Genomic DNA, 18,977 nt, shown 5'->3' on the forward strand with positions numbered 1-18,977 from the left:
CCATGGCGGGCAAGAATTCAGGCGACGGATTGATCGCCCAGAACCGTCGTGCGCGGCACGACTACTTTATTGAGGACACAATCGAAGCCGGGATCGTTCTGACCGGCTCCGAAGTGAAAAGCCTGCGCGACGGCAAGGCCAGCATCGGTGAATCCTATGCTGGCCAGGACGGCGGCGAGCTGACCCTCTTCAATGTGCATATTCCGGAATATCCGGCCGCGGAGCCGTTCAATCATGAACCGCGCCGACCGCGGCGCTTGCTCGTGCACCGCAAGGAGCGGGACCGCCTGCTTGGTTTGATTCAGCGAGAGGGGGCAACGCTCATCCCGCTGCGGCTTTATTTCAATGATCGCGGCATTGCCAAGATATCCATCGGGATCGCGACGGGCAAAAAGAAGATGGATAAGCGCGAAACGGAAAAGAAGCGGGACTGGCAGCGCGACAAGGCCCGCCTGATGCGCGAAAAGAACTGACGCATCAACGTGTGTCCAGTAGGCCCCTGATTGTATTGAACACATCTTCGAACATGGCTTCAGTCAGCTTGCCCGTGTTCGTGTTGTAGCGTGAGCAGTGGTAGGAATTCACAAGGGCAAAATTTGCTCCCGGCTCATGTACGGCATTATGCCCGAACTTGAAGCGGCTCTTCGGAATGCCGAGCCCTGACAGCACGGCCCCATGGGCGAGGCCGCCGAGCGCAAGAACGACCCGCCGGGGGCCGGCAAGTTCCATTTGAAGAAACGGTGCGCAGGCTTTCACTTCGGCGCCGATCGGCTTGTTCTCCGGCGGCACGCAGCGTACGGCATTGGTGATACGGCAATCGACGAGTTTCAGATCATCGCCGCCCTCGCTCTGATATGTCCCTTCGGAGAAGCCGAACCGTTCCAGTGTCTGGTACAGCAGGTCGCCGGCATAATCGCCGGTAAACGGACGGGCTGTCCGGTTCGCTCCGCGCAGCCCTGGCGCCAGTCCGACGATCAGGAAGGATGCATCCTTCGGCCCGAACGAGACAACCGGACCGTTATGCCAGTCCGGAAATTTCTCGCGGTTGCCTTGGCGGAATTCCACAAGCCTCGGGCACAGCGGGCACTCACGGCCCGGCTCTTCTAGACTGGATATCGATAGGGTCATGGGGGCCGCCCCGGCTGGGCTCAGTAGTTCGGGCGCCGCGGCGTCACTTCCGCTTCGTCGAGATCGTCCTCGTAATCATCGTCATCGAGGTCATCCTCGACACCGTTTTCGAATTCATCCTGCTGCGGGCGCACCGGGCGAGGGCCCTGATGGGCACGGGCGATCTTTTCCTGGAAATCCTTCAGCTCAAGGAAATGGTCGGCCTGCCGGCGCAATTCGTCGGCGATCATCGGCGGTTGTGACTTCACGGTCGAGACGACGGTGACCCGCACGCCCCGGCGTTGCACGGCCTCAACCAGACGGCGGAAATCACCATCGCCGGAGAACAGCACGACGTGGTCGAGATGTTCGGCCATTTCGAGGACATCGATGGCAAGCTCGATATCCATGTTGCCTTTGATTTTCCGGCGCCCGGAGGCGTCGGTGAATTCCTTGGTCGGTTTGGTGACCATCGTGTAGCCGTTATAGTCCAGCCAGTCGACGAGCGGCCGGATCGGCGAATACTCTTGGTCCTCGATCAGTGCGGTATAGTAGAAAGCACGGACAAGTCGGCATTCGTCAGCAAAAACGGTCAGCAATTTTCGGTAATCGATGTCAAACCCGAGCGAACGTGCTGCGGAATACAAGTTTGCGCCGTCAATGAAGAGGCCGGTTTTTTCTTGAGGATAGAAATGCATCAAATAATCCCTTTGTTTTTATTTTTTTTCCAGCGCGTTCAATAGAACAACAAGCCATCAATTGTACAAGTAATTTGCGGTTGTAGAATTGATGTCTTGACTGTCAATCAATTGTATATTGTTTTCAAATCTAGCTGGATAAGCGAAAAGTTCAAAGTCACATTAATCTCGGTGTCGTTAAAGCATCAATGGAATGATGTCCATGATTTATTTGGGGGTTGGGGCCAATCTCCCGAGCGCGAAGTTTTTGTCGCCGCGGGAGACGCTGGAGGCCGCCATGGCAGACCTTGGCAAGCTGGGTGTCGTATCGGTCGGCGTATCCCGTTGGTATGAGAGTGCGCCGGTGCCTCTTTCTGACCAGCCCTGGTACGTGAATGCCGTCTATCGTGTGGAGACCGATCATAATGCGGCAACGTTGCTGGCAAAACTGCATTCCATGGAAGACGAATATGGAAGGGTTCGCGGCGTGGTCAATGCCGCACGGGTCATAGATCTGGATCTTCTGGATTTTCGCGGGGAGGTCCGTGACCGCAGTGACGGACCCAACCTGCCGCATCCGCGATTGCATGAGCGGGCTTTCGTTCTTTACCCCTTGCGCGACCTCGCGCCGGACTGGCGACATCCCGTCAGTGGCGCTACGATAGACAGTCTGGTTGCGGCCCTTGATCCCGACCAGACGGTCCGGTTGCTCGGCTCTGACGGGTAAGGGTGCATTTCCTGACCTATTTGACTTGCTCCGGAGGGTGCAAGCCAATATATATTCCTCTTTCCGGTATCTTTTTGAACGGGACGGACACCCATGGCACGGGTCACGGTTGAAGACTGCATTTTGGAAATTCCTAACCGGTTTGATCTTGTAATGATCGCCGGCCAGCGCGCGCGGGATATTTCCGCTGGCGGACAGCTGACCGTCGACCGCGACAATGACAAGAACCCGGTTGTTGCGCTGCGTGAAATCGCAGACAAGACCGTTGATCTCGGCAATCTTCAGGAAGCGCTGGTGCGCGGCCTGCAGCGTGTTGTCGAGGATGACGGTCCGGAAGAAGACGATATGAGCGCGCTCGAAGCCGATGGCGGAGCTGCCGTCGAGGAAGCCGCAGACGCGTTGGGCATGCAGATCCAGTCTGCCAAGGAAGAGGGCGCAAGCGCCGGTTTCGAGGACATCGATGAAGAGGCCCTCGGACGCGACTGAAAAGCCGAATAGGCTTTTCTCTTGCCTGAACCGGAGGCTCGGACCGGGGCCTTTATTCCTACCTGACGACGCCGTGAGCGCGGTCGCGTATCGCGCGCGGGGGCACTCATGATCCGGCAATACGAGCTGGTCGAACGGGTTAAAAGCTATGACCCGGGCATGGACGAGGACGCGCTGAACCGCGCCTACGTCTATGCCATGAAGATGCATGGCTCGCAGAAGCGGGCGTCGGGCGACCCTTACTTTTCCCATCCGCTCGAAGTCGCCGGCATCCTGACCGACATGCGGCTCGATACCAGCACCATCATCACCGCGCTGCTGCACGACACCATCGAAGATACGGATGCAACGCCCGAGGATATCAAGCGCCTCTTCGGCGAGGATATTTTGCGGCTGGTCGATGGCGTCACCAAACTGACGCGGATCGAACTGCAATCCGACCGAACCAAGCAGGCGGAGAATTTCCGCAAGCTCGTCCTCGCCATGAGCGAGGATATCCGTGTCCTGCTGGTAAAGCTGGCGGACCGGGTCCACAATATGCGGACACTGCATTTCATAGAATCCGAGGACAAGCGCCGTCGGATCGCTGCCGAGACCATGGATATCTACGCGCCGCTGGCCGAGCGCATCGGTATCCAGTCCATGCGGGACGAGCTGGAAGATCTCGCCTTTGCCGAGCTTAATCCGGATGCGCGGACATCGATCCTGACCCGTCTCGACTACCTCTATGATGAAGGCAGCGACACCGTAGAGCGAGTGATGGAAGGCTTGCGGGAAACCGCTGCGAGCGTAGAGATCGAGCCGGAGATTTCCGGGAGGCGGAAATCGCCCTATTCGGTCTGGCTGAAGATGCAGCGCAAGGACGTTGGTTTCGAGCAGCTCTCCGACATCATGGCCTTTCGGCTCGTGGTCGAGAATGCCGGCGAGTGCTACCAATTGCTTGGAGCTCTGCACGGCAAGTACCCAGTGATCCCGGGGCGCTTCAAAGACTATATCAGCACGCCCAAGCCGAACGGCTATCAATCGCTCCATACCGGGATTATCGGTCCGCTCAAAAAGCGGATCGAGATCCAGATCCGGACCCGGGATATGCACGAGGTCGCCGAGCTCGGCGTTGCCGCGCACTGGGTCTACAAGGAAGATCCGGCGTATAGCCGGGAAGGCAAGAAATATCGCTGGATACGGGAGCTTCTGGAGATCCTGGAGCATGCTTCCGGACCGGAGGAGTTCCTTGAGCACACCAAGCTCGAAATGTATCAGGATCAGGTCTTCTGCTTCACGCCGAAGGGAGATCTGATCTCCCTGCCACGCGGTGCTACGCCGGTCGATTTCGCTTACGCGGTGCATTCCGAAGTCGGCGACAGGTGTGTCGGTGCACGGATCAACGATCGTCTGATGCCGCTGACCACGGCGCTGAAGAATGGCGACCAGGTCGCGGTTTCGACGTCGAAAAACTCAACGCCGTCTCCGACCTGGGAGCAGTTCGTCGTCACCGGCAAGGCGAAGGCCCGGATACGCCGCTTCGTCCGCTTGCAGAGGCGCCAACAGTTCGCCGACCTTGGCCGTGCCATCATGCAGAAGGCATTTCGTCAGGAAGCTCAGAAGTACTCCGAAAAAACACTGGAAGGCGTTGTCGGCAAGTTCCACGTGGAAACTGTCGAGGATCTGCTCGCTGGTGTTGGCGAGGGCGTACTGAGCGACCGTGAGGTGCTGCACGCAGCAGTTCCGGAAACCCTGCCGGCGCCGGACAAACAGAATGTCGTGCCGATTACCCGGGCGCGGGCAAAAGCCCGCAAGGGCAGTCCCGACGCGGTGCCTCTCAAAGGCCTGATCCCTGGAATGGCCGTGCATTATGCACGTTGCTGCCACCCGCTTCCCGGAGAGCGTATCGTCGGTATCGTGACCACGGGCAAGGGGGTCACGATCCATACAATCGACTGTGATACGCTGGAGAACTTCCATTCAACGCCGGAACGCTGGCTCGATGTTTCCTGGGATCTGGACAGTGAAACCGACATGCATGTCGGCCGGCTGGATATCGTTCTGGCGAACGAGCCCGGCAGCCTCGGCGCCCTTTCGACCGTGATCGGCAAGAGCCGTGGCAACATAATCAACTTGAAGCTCGTCAATCGCTCGACCGACTTCTTCGAACTCTATATCGATGTCGAGGTGGCCGATGTTCGGCACCTGACGGAAATAATCGCAGCCTTGCGTGCGACACCGGTGATAAATTCGGTGGATCGGGCGCGCGGCTGACCCACATAAGTTAGAAGTGCCGATATCCCGGTGGCACGGGGTTTCCAACGGTACGATGAGCGTGAACAGAGGAAAGGTTCGGCGTACATGTTTAAACGCCGGCAGGCAGTGAGTACTGCCTCCAGGATTCGTCAATTTATCTGGCCGCGGATGGGGTTCGGCCGGCTGTGGCGCTATATGGGCCACCGGCTGGGACGCATGCCGGGGACGCCTTACAGCATCGCCGCGGGCTTTGCGTGCGGCGCCGCTGCGTCCTTCACGCCGTTGATCGGGCTGCATTTCATTCTCGCGGGACTTTTCGCCTGGAGCATCCGGGCCAATATCCTGGCCTCGGCGATCGGCACGGCGATCGGCAATCCCTGGACGTTTCCTTTCATCTGGCTCTGGATCTTCAAGGTGGGCAGCTGGATCGTCGGCACTCCCGAAGGCGTGGAGCCGCCGAAATTGACCTTGGACTTTTTCCTTGGGATCATTTCCGGAGAGTCGTTGGGGCAAAGTGTAGATCTACTGTTCACAATGGTTGTCGGTAGCGTGCCGACAGCGATTGCTGTCTGGTTCCTCCTCTATTTGCCACTGCTTGGCCTGATCGAGGGTTATCGGAGGCGACGGACGGAACGGCGGGACGATGCGGTGGCCCGGAAGAGTGCGGACGCAGAGAGACTACCTGTTGATGGCAGGGTTTCTGAGCAGGGAGCGGGAAGCCAATGAGTTATTTGCGGCTTGGCGTTAATATCGATCACGTGGCGACGATCAGGAACGCCAGGGGCGGTGCCCATCCAGACCCGGTGCGTGCGGCCCGTCTTGCGGCTGAAGCCGGCGCGGATGGTATTACGGCGCACCTGCGCGAAGACCGCCGGCACATTTCCGATGCCGATATCGAGCGGTTGACGCGCGAGATCGACCTCCCGTTGAACTTCGAGATGGCGGCGACCGACGAGATGCTCGACATCGCGCTCCGCCACAAGCCGCACGCGGCCTGTATCGTTCCGGAGAAGCGCGAGGAAGTGACCACTGAAGGCGGTCTGGACGCGGCTGGTCTGCATAATCATCTGACCCGCTACTGCGATGCGCTGAAAGAGGCGGGCATCAGGGTCTCGCTTTTCATCGAAGCGGACAAGCGGCAGATCGATGCGGCGGTGGCGCTTGGTGCGCCGGTCGTGGAGCTTCATACCGGCGCCTATTGCGAGGCGGAAGGCGAGGCTGCGCGAGCGGCCCATCTGGAACGTCTTCGGGAAGCCGCCCGTTACGGCGCCGAGCGCGGCCTGGAAATGCATGCCGGACACGGTCTTTCCTTTGACACGGTCGCACCAGTTGCCGAGATCCCGGAGTTCCATGAACTGAATATCGGGCATTTCCTGATCGGGGAGGCGATTTTCAGCGGCCTCGACAGTGCCATCCGGCGCATGCGGTCCCTGATGGATAACGCCCGGGCCGGCGCGACAGGCCGGGTTGGGGCCTGAGGTCGACACATGATCCTTGGCATCGGTAGCGACCTGGTCGACATCACCCGTATCGAACGGTCAATCGACCGCTTTGGAGACCGCTTTCTGGCCCGTATTTTTACTGACGGCGAGCGCGCCCGTGCCGATAGAAAGGCCAACCGGGCCGCAGTTTACGCGAAGCGCTTTGCGGCCAAGGAAGCTATCTGGAAAGCTCTTGGAGAAACGGATCGCCCGGGTATCCAGTGGCGTGAGCTCGAAGTCGTCAACGATACCTCGGGAAAGCCGTCTTTTGAGCTTAGCGGTACCGCTGCGGCTCGTTTGCAGCAGATCACGCCGGGCGGTCTCGTCGCACGCGTCGATCTGTCGCTGACGGACGAGCCGCCGATGGCGCAGGCTTTTGTCGTCATTTCCGCCGAAGCGCCGGGTTTGAGGGAGAATTTGGGAGGTTAGGCGTCGCTTGCCGTATTCTCGGGAATCCGGCATACATGGCGCCTTGCCGCCCGCAACCGCGGACAGCTGACGATGTACCCCGTCGTCCAGACTTGTTCTGATAATATCTTCACCGCGCCCCCTGGAGTATCATGCGGGAATTCATCAAGACGCTCGTCTACGCAATCCTGATTGCCGTTGGCTTCCGAACCGTTGCTTACGAGCCATTCAATATACCGTCCGGGTCGATGTTCCCGACCTTGCTCGTTGGTGATTATCTGTTCGTCTCCAAGCCGTCCTACGGATTCAGCCGGCACTCTCTTCCGTTCTCTCCGCCGTTGTTCGAAGGTCGCGTCCTGTTTACCGCGCCCGAGCGCGGCGACGTCGCTGTCTTCAAGAAGCCGACGGATGAGGCTACGGACTATATCAAGCGTGTGATTGGCCTGCCGGGCGACCGGGTGCAGATGAAGCAGGGCCGTCTCTATATCAACGGCGAGATGGTCGAACGGCGGCGGGTCGAAGACTATGTAATGACCGATCCATATGGCCGAATGGCGTCCATTCCGCAGTTTATCGAGACCCTGCCGAACGGTGTCGAGCATCGGATATTGGAAGCCATGGGCAACCGGGCGCAGCTCGATAACACCGAAGAGTTCCAGATCCCCGAAGACTTTTACTTCATGATGGGCGATAACCGGGACAATTCGCTCGACAGCCGCGACAGCTCTGTTGGTATGGTTCCGGTTGATAAATTTGTCGGACGTGCTGAGATCCTGTTCTTCTCGACTGACGGAAGCACGCGATGGTACGAGGTGTGGAACTGGCCGTTTGCCACCAGATTTAGCAGGTTGTTCAAAGTCATTGAGTAACCAACATATGGAAGCCGATCTCGCAGAACTCGAGGAAATTCTTGGCCACACTTTCGGCCACACCGACGTTCTCCGCCGGGCAGTAACGCACGCGAGCGCAGAGCCGCGGGCTTGGAATGCTTACGAGCGGTTGGAATTCCTTGGCGACCGCGTGCTGGCCCTGATCATGGCCGAGCATCTGCTGGACCGCTTCCCGCATGAGCGGGAAGGGGCGATCGCAAAACGACATGTCGGCCTTGTCAGGCGCGAAGCTCTGTCCGAGATCGCGCGGCAGATCGGCCTTGGGCGATTTCTGATTGTCTCCCGTGGCGAGACCGAAGCGGGCGTGCGGGAAAGCGAGACGATCCTTTCCGATGCCATGGAAGCGGTCATCGGGGCGCTCTATCTAGATGGCGGCCTGGAAGCGGCCAGACGGTTTATTCTGCAGGGCTGGAACCCGCTCGTTGAAGCGGAGTTGCGACCGCCGCAGGATGCCAAGACAACGCTGCAGGAATGGGTGCAGGCGCGGAAAATTCCGCTCCCGACATATGATACCGTTAACCGGGACGGCCCGGCTCACGCCCCGGAATTCACGATCAGAGTCTCTGTCCAGGGGCACGGCGAGACGACTGGGTCCGGTAAATCGAAGCGCATCGCCGAACAGGATGCAGCAGGCAAGATGATTGCGAAACTGAATGGCTGATACACAGGCAAACGGCACTGACATCGGAACACGGGCGGGATTTGTCGCCGTTGTGGGCGCGCCGAATGCCGGAAAATCTACTTTGGTTAACCGGTTGGTTGGTTACAAGGTCTCCATCGTCACCCGCAAGGTACAGACCACACGCACGCGTATCCGCGGTGTCTGCATGCATGGCGAGACCCAGATCGTATTTGTCGACACGCCGGGCATTTTCGAGCCGAAGCACCGGCTCGACCGGGCCATGGTGCACGCTGCCTGGGAAGGCGCGGGCGACGCGGATCTTGTCGTCCTCATGGTCGATGCCTCCCGTAAAAAAGTCGACGAGGACACGCAGCGCATCATCGAGGGGCTTAAAAAGTCTCAACGCAAGATCATTCTGGTTCTTAACAAGATCGATGACACGGCTCGCGAAACCCTGCTGCCCTTCGCAGCGGAGCTCGCTGAAACCGGTATTGCAGAAGAAACCTTCATGATCTCGGCCGAGAATGGCGACGGCTGTGATGACCTGCTGAAATATCTCGCGGACCGGATGCCGGCGGGCCCTTATCTCTATCCGCCGGACGAGGTGACGGATCTGCCGCTGCGTCTGCTGGCAGCCGAGATCACCCGCGAGGAAGTGTTCAACCGGCTGCATCAGGAGCTGCCCTATTCGTCGACGGTTGAAACCGAGAGCTGGGTCGAGAAGGATGACGGCAGTGCGGTCGTCAATCAGGTGATTTACGTGCAGCGCGACGGGCAGAAAAAGATCGTGCTTGGCAAAAGCGGATCAATGGTGAAGGCCATCGGTGCAGCCGCCCGCCGCCAGATGCAGGAAATATTCGACAAGCGCATTCATCTCTTTCTCTTCGTGAAGGTGCGCGAGAACTGGATCGATGATCCGGAACGCTATCGTGACTGGGGCCTGGATCCGAACGCCTGAAACTTTATTGCGGCGAATGGGTGTTTGTGGGCGTTCTTAGGGACGATTTTCTCAATGCGCTTAGGTAGGCCCTGTGGATAGCCTTCGTTACCAGATTTGGCGGCAGCTCGACATTGAAGCCCGACCGGGGCACACGATGTCGTTTGCGAACAGGGCCCTGATCGTCGCGATCCTGGTGTCCGTTGCTGCGGTGGTGTTGGAAACGGAACCGACAATTCGTTCCGGAGCACCGATGCTCTTCATCACTCTGGAGCAGTTCTTCGGATGGCTGTTCGTAACGGAGTATCTGGCGCGACTCTGGTCTGCTGGGGAGCGCAAGGAGTATGCGGGGCTCATTGGGCGTTGCAGATATGCTCTGACACCGGTTGCCTTGATCGATCTGGTAGCTGTCACACCGTTCTTGCTCGCTCCTTTCGTCGACTCTGTTGATGGAACGGCATTCTACGTATTGCGCCTGATGCGCCTGTTCCGCGTGCTTACACTGGCGCGGACGGGGCCGTTTACCACTGCGGCACGTCAGATCTGGCACGGCATTGTCGATCGGCGGTACGAATTGGCCTTCAGTAGCCTTATTGCATTGGCGATGATGATTGTTGCGGCGACCTTGCTTTACGTTGCGGAGAGGGACGTGCAACCCGAGGCATTCGGCAGTATTCCGCGTGCGATGTGGTGGGCCATCGCGACACTGACAACTGTCGGCTATGGCGATGTCTACCCGGCCACGACAATTGGCAAGATATTGGCTGGCCTCGTTGCTCTTTCCGGCATTGGGCTCGTTGCCATGCCAGCTGGTATTCTCGCTTCCGCGCTTTCGACCGCCTACCAGGAGCGCAAGGCGCGCCGGGGCCGGGATGAGGCTGCTGCCGGTCCTGGGCCGGAAAGCGAAAGGCATCAGAGTGGATTGGACTGACGAAGGAATTGTTCTGTCGGTCAGGCCGCATGGCGAAAGCGCGGCTATTGTCACACTGATGACCGTGGCGCATGGGCGCCATGCCGGCCTGATGCGCGGTGGTGCGTCGGCCCGGCACAAGGGAATGCTGCAGCCTGGCAATTCGGTGCGTGCGGTTTGGCAGGCCCGTTTGGCGGAGCAGCTCGGGAGCTATTCCCTGGAGCTGGATGAAAGCCATGCCGCCGATCTGTTCGACGATCCGCTGAAATTATCCGGCCTTGCTGCTGCCTGCGCCGTTGCCGACCGGGCCCTGCCGGAGCGAGAGCCGCATCCAGCGGTCCATGCCGGGCTTCAGGCCCTGATCCATGCCATGCGCAACGAAGCGCTCGGCGATCTCTGGGTTGCTGTCTATGTCCGCTGGGAGCTTGGCGTGCTGGCGGAGCTCGGCTACGGGCTCGACCTTGCGAGCTGTGCGGCAACCGGCACCAATGACGAACTTGCCTATGTCAGCCCGCGAACCGGACGTGCTGTTTCCCTCTCGGCGGGCGAACCCTATCGGGAAAAGCTTCTGGCCATGCCGGATTTCCTGATCGGACGGGGTGACGGAGCGATGACGGATCTTCTGAAGGGGCTGGACCTGACCGGCCACTTTCTGGAGAAGCATCTGTTCAATACCCAGGGTGAGCAGAGCCCGGCATCGCGGACCCGCTTCCGGGACCGGATCGAGTCGTCCGCGGGGGCCGAACCGATTGGTTGAAAATACCCGGCTTTGTGCTTAGACCGTGTCTGCGGACTTGGAACGGGAAGCGGGCTCGCATACAATATCTGGCGTCCAGACTCATGAAGGTCCACAAGATCCATGCTACCTGACATTCGGGATACCGGCCTTGCCGAGGCGCTGAGCGAACGTTACCTCGCCTATGCCATGTCGACGATCATGTCCCGCTCGCTGCCGGATGTGCGCGACGGACTGAAGCCTGTGCACAGGCGTCTGCTGTTCGCCATGCGCCAGCTTCGGCTCTCTCCGGACGACGCCTTCAAGAAATCCGCCCGCGTGGTCGGCGACGTGATGGGTAAGTTCCACCCGCACGGCGACTCGGCGATCTACGATGCAATGGTCCGCCTGGCGCAGGACTTCGCCGTTCGTTATCCGCTGGTCGACGGGCAAGGGAATTTCGGCAATATCGACGGCGATAACGCTGCGGCCATGCGCTACACGGAAGCGCGCATGACCGCAGTTGCGGAGCTGTTGTTGCGCGGTATCGACGAGGACGCGGTTGATTTTCGCCAGACCTATGACGGAGAAGGCAGCGAGCCGCTGGTGCTTCCGGCCGCTTTCCCGAACCTGCTGGCGAATGGGTCGCAGGGTATTGCGGTCGGTATGGCGACCAACATTCCACCGCACAATGTGGAAGAACTCTGCGACGCGCTGCTGCATTTGATCAAGTATCCGGAAGCTCGCATCGAGACGCTGGTTGATATGATCCCGGGCCCTGACTTCCCGACCGGCGGCATGCTGGTGGAAGACCGCGCGGCTGTGATCGAGGCCTACCGCACAGGTCGCGGCAGCTTCCGGCTCCGAGCCAAATACGAGGTCGAGAAGCTCAAGAACGGCACCTATCAGATCGTCATTACCGAGATCCCGTATCAGGTTCAGAAGTCACGCCTGATCGAGCGGATGGCGGAGCTGATGCAAGCCCGAAAACTGGCATTGCTCGGGGATATTCTCGACGAGTCGGCGGCGGACGTCCGGGTTGTACTGGAGCCGAAGAACCGCAATGTCGACCCGGCTGTCCTGATGGAGAGTCTCTACAGATTCACCGACCTTGAAATCAAGTTCAGCCTGAATCTCAACGTCCTTGATGCGGACCAGACACCGCGCGTCATGTCCTTGCCGGAAACGCTGCGGGCTTATCTGGATCATCGCCATGAAGTGTTGATCCGGCGCTCTAAATTCCGTCTCGGCAAGATCGAAGACCGGCTGGAAGTGCTCGCCGGCTATCTGGTCGCCTTTCTTAATATCGATGAGGTGATCCGCATCATCCGCGAGGAGGATCATCCGAAAGAAGAGATGATCCGCCGTTTCGAGCTGACCGAGCGTCAGGCCGAAGCCATTCTCAATATGCGGTTGCGGAGCCTGCGCAAGCTGGAAGAAATCGAACTCCGCAAGGAGTTTGAGGAACTGACGGCGGAGAAGCTGGAAATCGAGGCCCTGCTGGAAGATGAAGGCAAACGCTGGAAGACGGTAGCGGGAGAGATCAGCGAGATCCGCCGTACCTTCAGCAAGCAGACCGAGCTTGGCCGCCGCCGGACCGAAATCGGTGCCGCGCCGTCCGATGTCGAAGTTCCGATGGAAGCGATGGTCGAGCGCGAGCCGATTACCATCATCTGCTCCGAAAAAGGCTGGATCCGCGCCATGAAGGGCCATATCGCGGACGATGCCGATCTGAAGTTCAAGGAAGGCGACGAGGGCAAGTTCCTGATACGGGCGGAAACCACGGACCGGATTCTGATTTTTGCCAGCGACGGCCGCTTCTTCACGATCACGGCGGACAAGCTGCCCCGTGGCCGTGGTCACGGTGAGCCATTGCGTCTGATGATCGACCTCGATAACGACGAGGAGATCGTCGATATCCTGCCGCATCGCAAGGGGCAGCGCCTGCTGCTCGCCTCCAGTGACGGTCGTGGCTTTATCGTGAACTCCGACGATCTTCTTGCTCAGAAGAAGGCAGGTAAGCAGGTGCTCAATCCGGGCACAGGCGCCAAGGCGCAGATTTGTCTGCCGGTCGAGGGAGAGCTGATCGCCATTGTCGGTACCAACCGAAAACTGCTGGTCTTCGAGGCCTCGGAAGTGCCGGAAATGGCCCGCGGCAAGGGCGTGATTCTGCAGCGCTACAAGGACGGAAAGCTCGGCGACGTGACTTTCCTGAAGGCGGAAGAGGGGTTGAGCTGGGAGCAGACCGGCGGCCGGACTCGTACCGAGACCGACCTGACCACCTGGCGTGGCAAGCGGGCCGGTGCCGGCAAGATGCCGCCGAACGGTTTTCCGAGGCCTGCGCGGTTCACCTGAACCATGGGGGCGGAGTATCCAATTCGGATGGCCGTCCCTACGGATGAAGTGGCGATCGAGGCACTTACGCGCGACGCTTATCTTTCATGGATTGCGGTGATCGGCGGGACGCCTATGCCCGTCAACGCTGATCACGGGCGTTTCATCAGGGCCGGGTTGGCCTGGGTCGCGATGGCGGAAGACGGCTCTGTCTGTGCGGTTGTCGAGATGGAACCCGATGCGGCGGACTGGACGGTTTTCAATGTCGCGGTAGGTCCGGTGTTCCAGGGACATGGACTGGGCGCAAAAATGCTGGCATTCGCCGAACGTATGGGGGCTGAGCGAGGTCATCGGGAGATCCGGCTCTATACCAACCGGAAAATGACGCGGAATATCGAGTTGTATCGCCGTCTCGGCTATATCGTCACGGGAGAGCGGACGACATCAAGGCGCCCTGGAGATTTTATCGTCGACATGGCAAAGAAGCTCGCGGACTAGCCTTCCGGGCTGGCTTCAATCCAGCCTTCCGGTGTCAGCAGCTCATAAGGCCGGTACTTGGTCTTGTAGGCCATCTTCCGACAGTCCGGGATCCAGTAGCCGAGATAGACATAGTTGCGTCCGCGCGCTTTCGTCCGCTCGATCAGGTCAAGCACCATATAGGTGCCGAAGCCACGCGTGGCGTCCGCTGTATCGAAATAACTGTAGACGGCGGACAGGCCGTCTTCCTGTTCGTCCACCAGCATGATTGCCACCAGCTCCTGGGCGGCATCGCGATACTCGATCAGGTAGGTCTCGATAGGCGAGCGCTCGACCATTTCCGCATAGTCCGCGAAATCCATCATCGCCATCTCACCGTCACCGTGCCGGCCTTGCTGGTAGGCCTGGAACAATCGGTACTGCTCACGTGTGGCGATGGACTGGACCGGGCGCGCGGTCAGGTCAGCATTACGTTTCAGCAGCTTCCGAAAGGTCCTGGACCAGCGGAAATCGGCACAGCGGACCCGGACCGGATGGCAGGCGTTGCAGCCGGGGCAGGCTGGCCGGTAGGTCAGGTGTTGAGTGCGGCGAAATCCGGCCTTCGCCAGGGCATCGTGCGCAAGCTGGCCACGGCGGCTCGAGATGTCCGCGATCAGGCGCCGCTCGGTCTTGCCCGGAAGATAGGGGCATGGCATGGGCAGCGTATGGAAGAACGCGAGAGGGCGGGCGCGAAGATTGTCAAACATGCGTCGGGGTTAGCCTCCGGATCGCACTGGCGGCAGGGCCGAGCCATTGTCGGGCGCGATGATCGGCGGAAGCGTGGTCTCGAGCGGCTGAACCGCGGGCTGTCCGGACGCGACCGCATCGGCGGCCTGATCGCTGAAATCCTGCTTCAGCAGAACGATACTGATCCGCCGGTTACTGGGTGAGGTCGGGTCGTTTGGCTCGATCGGATCGGTATCGGCCATACCGACGACCTGGGCGACGCGGCCTCCCGGAATGCCATTGGCGATGAGCGCGCGCCGGCTGGAGAGGGCGCGGTCGGCGGACAGCTCCCAGTTCGTATAGGTCGCGCCTTCGGGGAAAGGACGGGAGTCCGTGTGGCCGGAGATTTTGATCTTGTTAGGCAGCTTGCTGATGATTTCGGACACTTTTGCCAGAAGCTTGCGGGTCTGCTCGAACATGTCGGCGCTGCCGAGCGGGAACAGGGCGACCTTCTCCTGGTCAAGCAACTGGATGCGCAGACCTTCAGGCGCATTATCGATTTGCAGGCTGTCAGCGATCTCTTTCAATTCAGGATCGTTTGAATCTTCGATCGCCTTGCGGAGCATCTTTTCAGCCGAGGCGAACTGGGCGGCTTCCCGTTCCTCCAGCAGCTTTTCCAGCTTCTCCGCGCTGATCAGGCCTTCGGCATCGTCGTCACTGCCAAGGCGGGATTCGATGTTTTCCGGATCGTCCGAATCAGCATCAAGAGATTCCGTGTTTTCCGCCTGCGGGCGTGCCACTTGCGGTGTGCTTATCATTGGCGGGGAGGAGGCGGATTTCAGCGCGCCCGGCACGGTGATCGATGTGCCCCCGAGGACGCCGCCGGAACCGCTTCGGGTGGAGCGTGAGATAGCTGTTGGATCGAAATAGTTGGAGATACCCATCTTCTGTTCCTCGGTGGTCGCGTTCAGCAACCAGAGGAGCAGGAAGAAGGCCATCATTGCGGTCACGAAGTCGGCATAGGCAACCTTCCAGGCACCGCCATGGTGACCGCCATGGCCACCCTTTTTGACCTTCTTGATAATTATGCTGGCGTGGTTGTCCAAGCTTTCTCGTTCCCGTTCGGCGCGCGGCTAGAATGACTCTTGGCCGCCTGTTGCATTCTGCGTGCCAGATATCGGTCCGTGCTAGACCGGAGGCAAGGCCGCGACAGCTTCCTCAACCTCGAAGAAGGAGGGGCGGTCCTTGGACATAAGCGTCTTGCGAGCGAATTCTACCGAGACGGCCGGGGCATAGCCCGAGACGTGGGCGAGCAGCCCGGCCTTGATGCAGCCAAGGTATTTGGCATCAGCATTAAGGGTCGTCCCCATGGTCGCCGCCAAGGGGCTCACGAAGCCATAGGCGAGCAGAATGCCGAGGAAGGTTCCCACCAGAGCGCCACCGATAAGCTTGCCGAGCACTTCCGGCGGTTCGGTAATCGACCCCATGGTCTTGATGATGCCAAGCACGGCCGCGACGATACCCAGAGCCGGGAAGCCGTCTCCCATTGTCTGGTAAGCGGCGGCAACCGACGCGTCCTCGGCATGGTGTGTCTCAAGCTCCTCGTCGAGGAGGTCAGCCAACTCGTGCGGGTTATCGGTGCCGAGCGTCATCATCCGGAGATAATCGCAGAGGAAATCGAGTGCGTGGTGATCGGACGAAAACTTGGGGAAAGCCTGAAAGAGCGAACTGTCCTCCGGCCTCTCGATATGTGATTCAATCGCCAACATGCCCTTCGTCTTTGCGAGCTTGAAGATCGCGTACATCAGGCTAAGCAGTTCGAGATAATCGTCTTTAGAGTATTTCGGGCCTTTCAGAGCCGCGCCAAAACCTCGTCCGGCCTGGCCTAGAACGTGTTTGGGGTTTGCGCAAATAAATGCGCCGACGCCAGCGCCGCCGATGATGACGAGTTCAAACGGCTGCCAAAGCGGTCCAAGTTTTCCGCCCATGGCCATGTATCCGCCGATCACGCAGACAATAACGACGATCCAACCAATGATCACCAGCATGTAACGCTCTCCACCGGGTAATGGTCCCAGAACGTATTTCGGGAGACATTCAAACGCTAATATCCCTCAAATTTCGGTTATTTGTAAACAACAAGGGGTAAACAATTGATTTATCGGCGGCTTTGGGCCATGTCAGCCGTTGAGGTTTTAGCCGGTAACGGCCTGCAATTGGCGGATTTCCGGCAAAAATAAGGAGCGGCGCTCGCAATGTCAGTGAATTCGGATCAGTTCCGCGATGTGATGGGGCGCTTCGCCACGGGGGTGACGGTGGTCACAACCGTCAATCAAGGGCGCCTCGACGGGTTTACGGCCAGCTCGTTTTCGTCCGTGTCACTCGATCCACCTCTAGTGCTGGTCTGCATTGGCAAGGATGCGACCTGCCATGATGCGTTTTCCGCAAGCGGCTGCTTCGCGATCAATATTCTGTCCGCGGATCAGGCGAACCTTTCCGTCCGCTTCAGCTCCGACGTCGGCGACCGTTTCGATGGTGTGAAGCACGAGCCCTGGGTGACAGGGGCTCCCGTTCTCGATGGTGCTCTCGCGGTCATCGATTGCACATTGCATGCGGTACATGAAGCCGGCGATCACTCAATTCTTGTCGGACGGGTTGAACGCCTCGGCCCCATTCGCGGAGAAGCCAAGCCGCTGATTTACTATCGCGGTGCCTATTGCTCGGTTTCCTGAGCGGAAGAGAGCTTTGCCGTCCCCAGGCCCTCAGAGAGGCAGGACATCCCCAGGGCCTCAGAGAGGCCGCCCCTCCATAGCCATGTTGCTCAGAACGCTGGTCTTCAGTCCTTCAGAGTCAAGCGCGGCGACGATTTCCAGCACGTGATCAGGGTTGCGGGTCTCGATCAGCACTTCGAGTTCGGCTTGCTTGATCGGCACATCCTGGAACATGCGCTGGTGATGCACCTCGACGATATTGGCGCCTGACCGGCCGATAAGCCCGGCCACGCGCGCAAGCGTGCCCGGCTGGTCGGTGATGTCGATCCGCAGGCGGGCGAGGCGTCCGTGGCGCGTGAGGCCGCGCAGCAGGACTGTTGCCAGCATGCGCTGGTCGATATTGCCGCCGCAGATCACGCTGGCGACGCGCTTTCCGGCAAATCGCTCCGGCGCCTTGATCATCGCCGCGATGCCAGCGGCACCGGCGCCTTCGGCGACCAGATTTTGGTGCTCGGCACAGCCATTGACGGCGCGCTCGATCTCGATCTCGTCGACCAGGATGATGTCATCGACGAGCGTGCGGCAGATTTCCGTGGTCATGGCGCCGGGAATTTTCACCGCGATGCCTTCGGCCAGGGTCTCACCGCCGAAACGTGGGGGCTGGCCGCGCAAGGCAGCGTACATGGACGGAAACTGTTCCGACTGAACGCCGATAATCTCGATGGCCGGATTGAACTTCTTGGCGGCTATCGCCATACCTGAAATCAAGCCGCCACCGCCGATTGGCACCACCAGTGTTTCGATAGCGCCGGCGGCACCGGCATCCTGCATCAGTTCCAGCCCGGCGGTTCCCTGACCGGCGATGATCATCGGATCGTCATAAGGGTGGATCAGCACATATCCGTGCTTGGCTATCAGCTCCTCAACCTTGTCCCGGCTTTCGGCGAGCGTCGCGCCGAACTGAACGACCTGAGCGCCGTAATTTCGGGTCTTTTCGACTTTGGTGAACGGTGTCGCCGCCGGCATGACGATGGTTGAGTGAATACCGAGAGCGGTCGCGTGATAGGCCACGCCCTGCGCATGATTGCCCGCCGACATGGCGATGACGCCGCGGGCGCGCTCTTCCGCGTTCAGGCTGGAGAGCTTCACATAGGCGCCGCGCGACTTGAACGACCCGGTGAGTTGCAGGTTTTCGAGTTTCAGGGTCAAGTCAATCCCGAGCGCCTGTCCAAGCGCCGGCGCCGGAATGGTCGGCGTTCGAAGGATTTTGCCGCTCAGCTTTTCCTGAGCCTTTTCAATATCTTCGAATGTAACAGGCAGGGTCATCTCAATGCTCCAGTAGGGACGGCCGGATTATTGCGTGCCGGCCCGGTCACCGGAGGGTGTTCAATTAACGCTGATTTGACTCCCAGCCTCCGCCGGAGCGTGATAGGAGTCCAGTCATACGGGGAAGGGCGAGTATACGCCGTTCTTGGAGAGAATTAAGGGACTCACCGGGAACGCAGTGTTGTTGGAGGGACATCAAATGTCCTGCCTTGGCCGTATTGTTATG

At 59.5% G+C, this 18,977-nt stretch carries 21 protein-coding genes; 15 read left to right on the forward strand and 6 right to left on the reverse strand.

All coding sequences use genetic code 11. The features are described 5' to 3' along the window. Window positions 1-2: 2 nt before the first annotated feature. Window positions 3-473 carry an SsrA-binding protein SmpB gene (smpB, locus tag K328_RS0102965; RefSeq protein WP_028464694.1) on the forward strand — a complete coding sequence of 157 codons (471 nt, stop codon included), beginning with the start codon at window positions 3-5 and terminating at the stop codon, window positions 471-473. Window positions 474-477: 4 nt separating this feature from the next. Here the strand turns inward: smpB and K328_RS0102970 are convergent, their stop codons facing one another. Next, entirely contained in the window at window positions 478-1,128 is a 651-nt protein-coding gene (locus K328_RS0102970) for a uracil-DNA glycosylase (RefSeq protein WP_028464695.1), read from the reverse strand. 20 nt (window positions 1,129-1,148) lie between these two features. After that, window positions 1,149-1,805, reverse strand: a complete 657-nt coding sequence (locus tag K328_RS0102975; RefSeq protein ID WP_028464696.1) for a LabA-like NYN domain-containing protein — start codon at window positions 1,803-1,805, stop codon at window positions 1,149-1,151. Window positions 1,806-2,007: 202 nt separating this feature from the next. Here K328_RS0102975 and folK point away from each other — a divergent pair, with 202 nt between their 5' ends. The 13 genes from folK to K328_RS0103040 all read left to right on the forward strand — a co-directional run bounded on the left by folK (window position 2,008) and on the right by K328_RS0103040 (window position 14,030). Beyond that, window positions 2,008-2,511: a 2-amino-4-hydroxy-6-hydroxymethyldihydropteridine diphosphokinase gene (folK, locus tag K328_RS0102980; RefSeq protein ID WP_028464697.1), complete on the forward strand. Its 504-nt coding sequence runs from the start codon at window positions 2,008-2,010 to the stop codon at window positions 2,509-2,511. A 93-nt stretch (window positions 2,512-2,604) separates the two neighbouring features. After that, entirely contained in the window at window positions 2,605-2,997 is a 393-nt protein-coding gene (gene rpoZ / locus K328_RS27120; protein WP_028464698.1) for a DNA-directed RNA polymerase subunit omega, read from the forward strand. Window positions 2,998-3,105: 108 nt separating this feature from the next. Further along, window positions 3,106-5,253 carry a RelA/SpoT family protein gene (locus K328_RS0102990; protein WP_028464699.1) on the forward strand — a complete coding sequence of 716 codons (2,148 nt, stop codon included), beginning with the start codon at window positions 3,106-3,108 and terminating at the stop codon, window positions 5,251-5,253. A 150-nt stretch (window positions 5,254-5,403) separates the two neighbouring features. Beyond that, window positions 5,404-5,961 carry a DUF2062 domain-containing protein gene (locus tag K328_RS22330; protein ID WP_051284378.1) on the forward strand — a complete coding sequence of 186 codons (558 nt, stop codon included), beginning with the start codon at window positions 5,404-5,406 and terminating at the stop codon, window positions 5,959-5,961. Then, entirely contained in the window at window positions 5,958-6,713 is a 756-nt protein-coding gene (locus tag K328_RS0103000; protein ID WP_028464700.1) for a pyridoxine 5'-phosphate synthase, read from the forward strand. Before K328_RS22330 ends, K328_RS0103000 begins: the two co-directional genes overlap by 4 nt. A 9-nt stretch (window positions 6,714-6,722) precedes the next feature. Further along, window positions 6,723-7,145 (forward strand): holo-ACP synthase, encoded by a 423-nt coding sequence (gene acpS / locus K328_RS0103005; RefSeq protein WP_028464701.1) that lies wholly within the window; start codon window positions 6,723-6,725, stop codon window positions 7,143-7,145. A 131-nt stretch (window positions 7,146-7,276) separates the two neighbouring features. Then, window positions 7,277-7,993: a signal peptidase I gene (gene lepB / locus K328_RS0103010; protein WP_028464702.1), complete on the forward strand. Its 717-nt coding sequence runs from the start codon at window positions 7,277-7,279 to the stop codon at window positions 7,991-7,993. A gap of 7 nt (window positions 7,994-8,000) precedes the next feature. After that, the gene (gene rnc / locus K328_RS0103015) at window positions 8,001-8,675 is read left to right on the forward strand and encodes a ribonuclease III (RefSeq protein WP_028464703.1); all 675 of its coding nucleotides are present in this window, start codon (window positions 8,001-8,003) and stop codon (window positions 8,673-8,675) included. Next, window positions 8,668-9,594 carry a GTPase Era gene (era, locus tag K328_RS0103020; protein WP_028464704.1) on the forward strand — a complete coding sequence of 309 codons (927 nt, stop codon included), beginning with the start codon at window positions 8,668-8,670 and terminating at the stop codon, window positions 9,592-9,594. The genes rnc and era overlap by 8 nt, the downstream gene beginning before the upstream one ends. 136 nt (window positions 9,595-9,730) lie before the next feature. After that, window positions 9,731-10,504 carry an ion transporter gene (locus tag K328_RS22335; RefSeq protein ID WP_051284380.1) on the forward strand — a complete coding sequence of 258 codons (774 nt, stop codon included), beginning with the start codon at window positions 9,731-9,733 and terminating at the stop codon, window positions 10,502-10,504. Continuing rightward, window positions 10,491-11,240, forward strand: a complete 750-nt coding sequence (gene recO / locus K328_RS0103030) for a DNA repair protein RecO (protein WP_028464705.1) — start codon at window positions 10,491-10,493, stop codon at window positions 11,238-11,240. The genes K328_RS22335 and recO overlap by 14 nt, the downstream gene beginning before the upstream one ends. Window positions 11,241-11,342: 102 nt before the next feature. Beyond that, window positions 11,343-13,553, forward strand: a complete 2,211-nt coding sequence (parC, locus tag K328_RS0103035) for a DNA topoisomerase IV subunit A (RefSeq protein ID WP_028464706.1) — start codon at window positions 11,343-11,345, stop codon at window positions 13,551-13,553. A 27-nt stretch (window positions 13,554-13,580) separates the two neighbouring features. Next, window positions 13,581-14,030, forward strand: coding sequence for a GNAT family N-acetyltransferase (locus tag K328_RS0103040; RefSeq protein ID WP_051284382.1), 450 nt, complete (start codon window positions 13,581-13,583; stop codon window positions 14,028-14,030). On the opposite strand, the gene K328_RS0103045 is transcribed toward K328_RS0103040, so the two are convergent. The 3 genes from K328_RS0103045 to motA all read right to left on the reverse strand — a co-directional run bounded on the left by K328_RS0103045 (window position 14,027) and on the right by motA (window position 16,762). Then, window positions 14,027-14,755, reverse strand: a complete 729-nt coding sequence (locus tag K328_RS0103045) for an arginyltransferase (protein ID WP_028464708.1) — start codon at window positions 14,753-14,755, stop codon at window positions 14,027-14,029. The two genes, K328_RS0103040 and K328_RS0103045, sit on opposite strands and share 4 nt — an antisense overlap. 9 nt (window positions 14,756-14,764) lie before the next feature. Next, complete coding sequence (locus K328_RS0103050) at window positions 14,765-15,820, reverse strand: flagellar motor protein MotB (protein ID WP_028464709.1); 1,056 nt, start codon at window positions 15,818-15,820, stop codon at window positions 14,765-14,767. Between the two features lie 81 nt (window positions 15,821-15,901). After that, window positions 15,902-16,762 (reverse strand): flagellar motor stator protein MotA, encoded by an 861-nt coding sequence (gene motA, locus K328_RS0103055; RefSeq protein ID WP_028464710.1) that lies wholly within the window; start codon window positions 16,760-16,762, stop codon window positions 15,902-15,904. 207 nt (window positions 16,763-16,969) lie between these two features. Here motA and K328_RS0103060 point away from each other — a divergent pair, with 207 nt between their 5' ends. After that, window positions 16,970-17,446, forward strand: a complete 477-nt coding sequence (locus tag K328_RS0103060) for a flavin reductase family protein (RefSeq protein ID WP_028464711.1) — start codon at window positions 16,970-16,972, stop codon at window positions 17,444-17,446. Window positions 17,447-17,503: 57 nt separating this feature from the next. Here the strand turns inward: K328_RS0103060 and K328_RS0103065 are convergent, their stop codons facing one another. Beyond that, entirely contained in the window at window positions 17,504-18,751 is a 1,248-nt protein-coding gene (locus tag K328_RS0103065) for a threonine ammonia-lyase (protein WP_028464712.1), read from the reverse strand. Window positions 18,752-18,977: the final 226 nt, after the last annotated feature.

Origin of the sequence: Nisaea denitrificans DSM 18348 (assembly GCF_000426505.1) — a bacterium.
GTDB classification, from domain to species: Bacteria; Pseudomonadota; Alphaproteobacteria; order Thalassobaculales; family Thalassobaculaceae; genus Nisaea; species Nisaea denitrificans.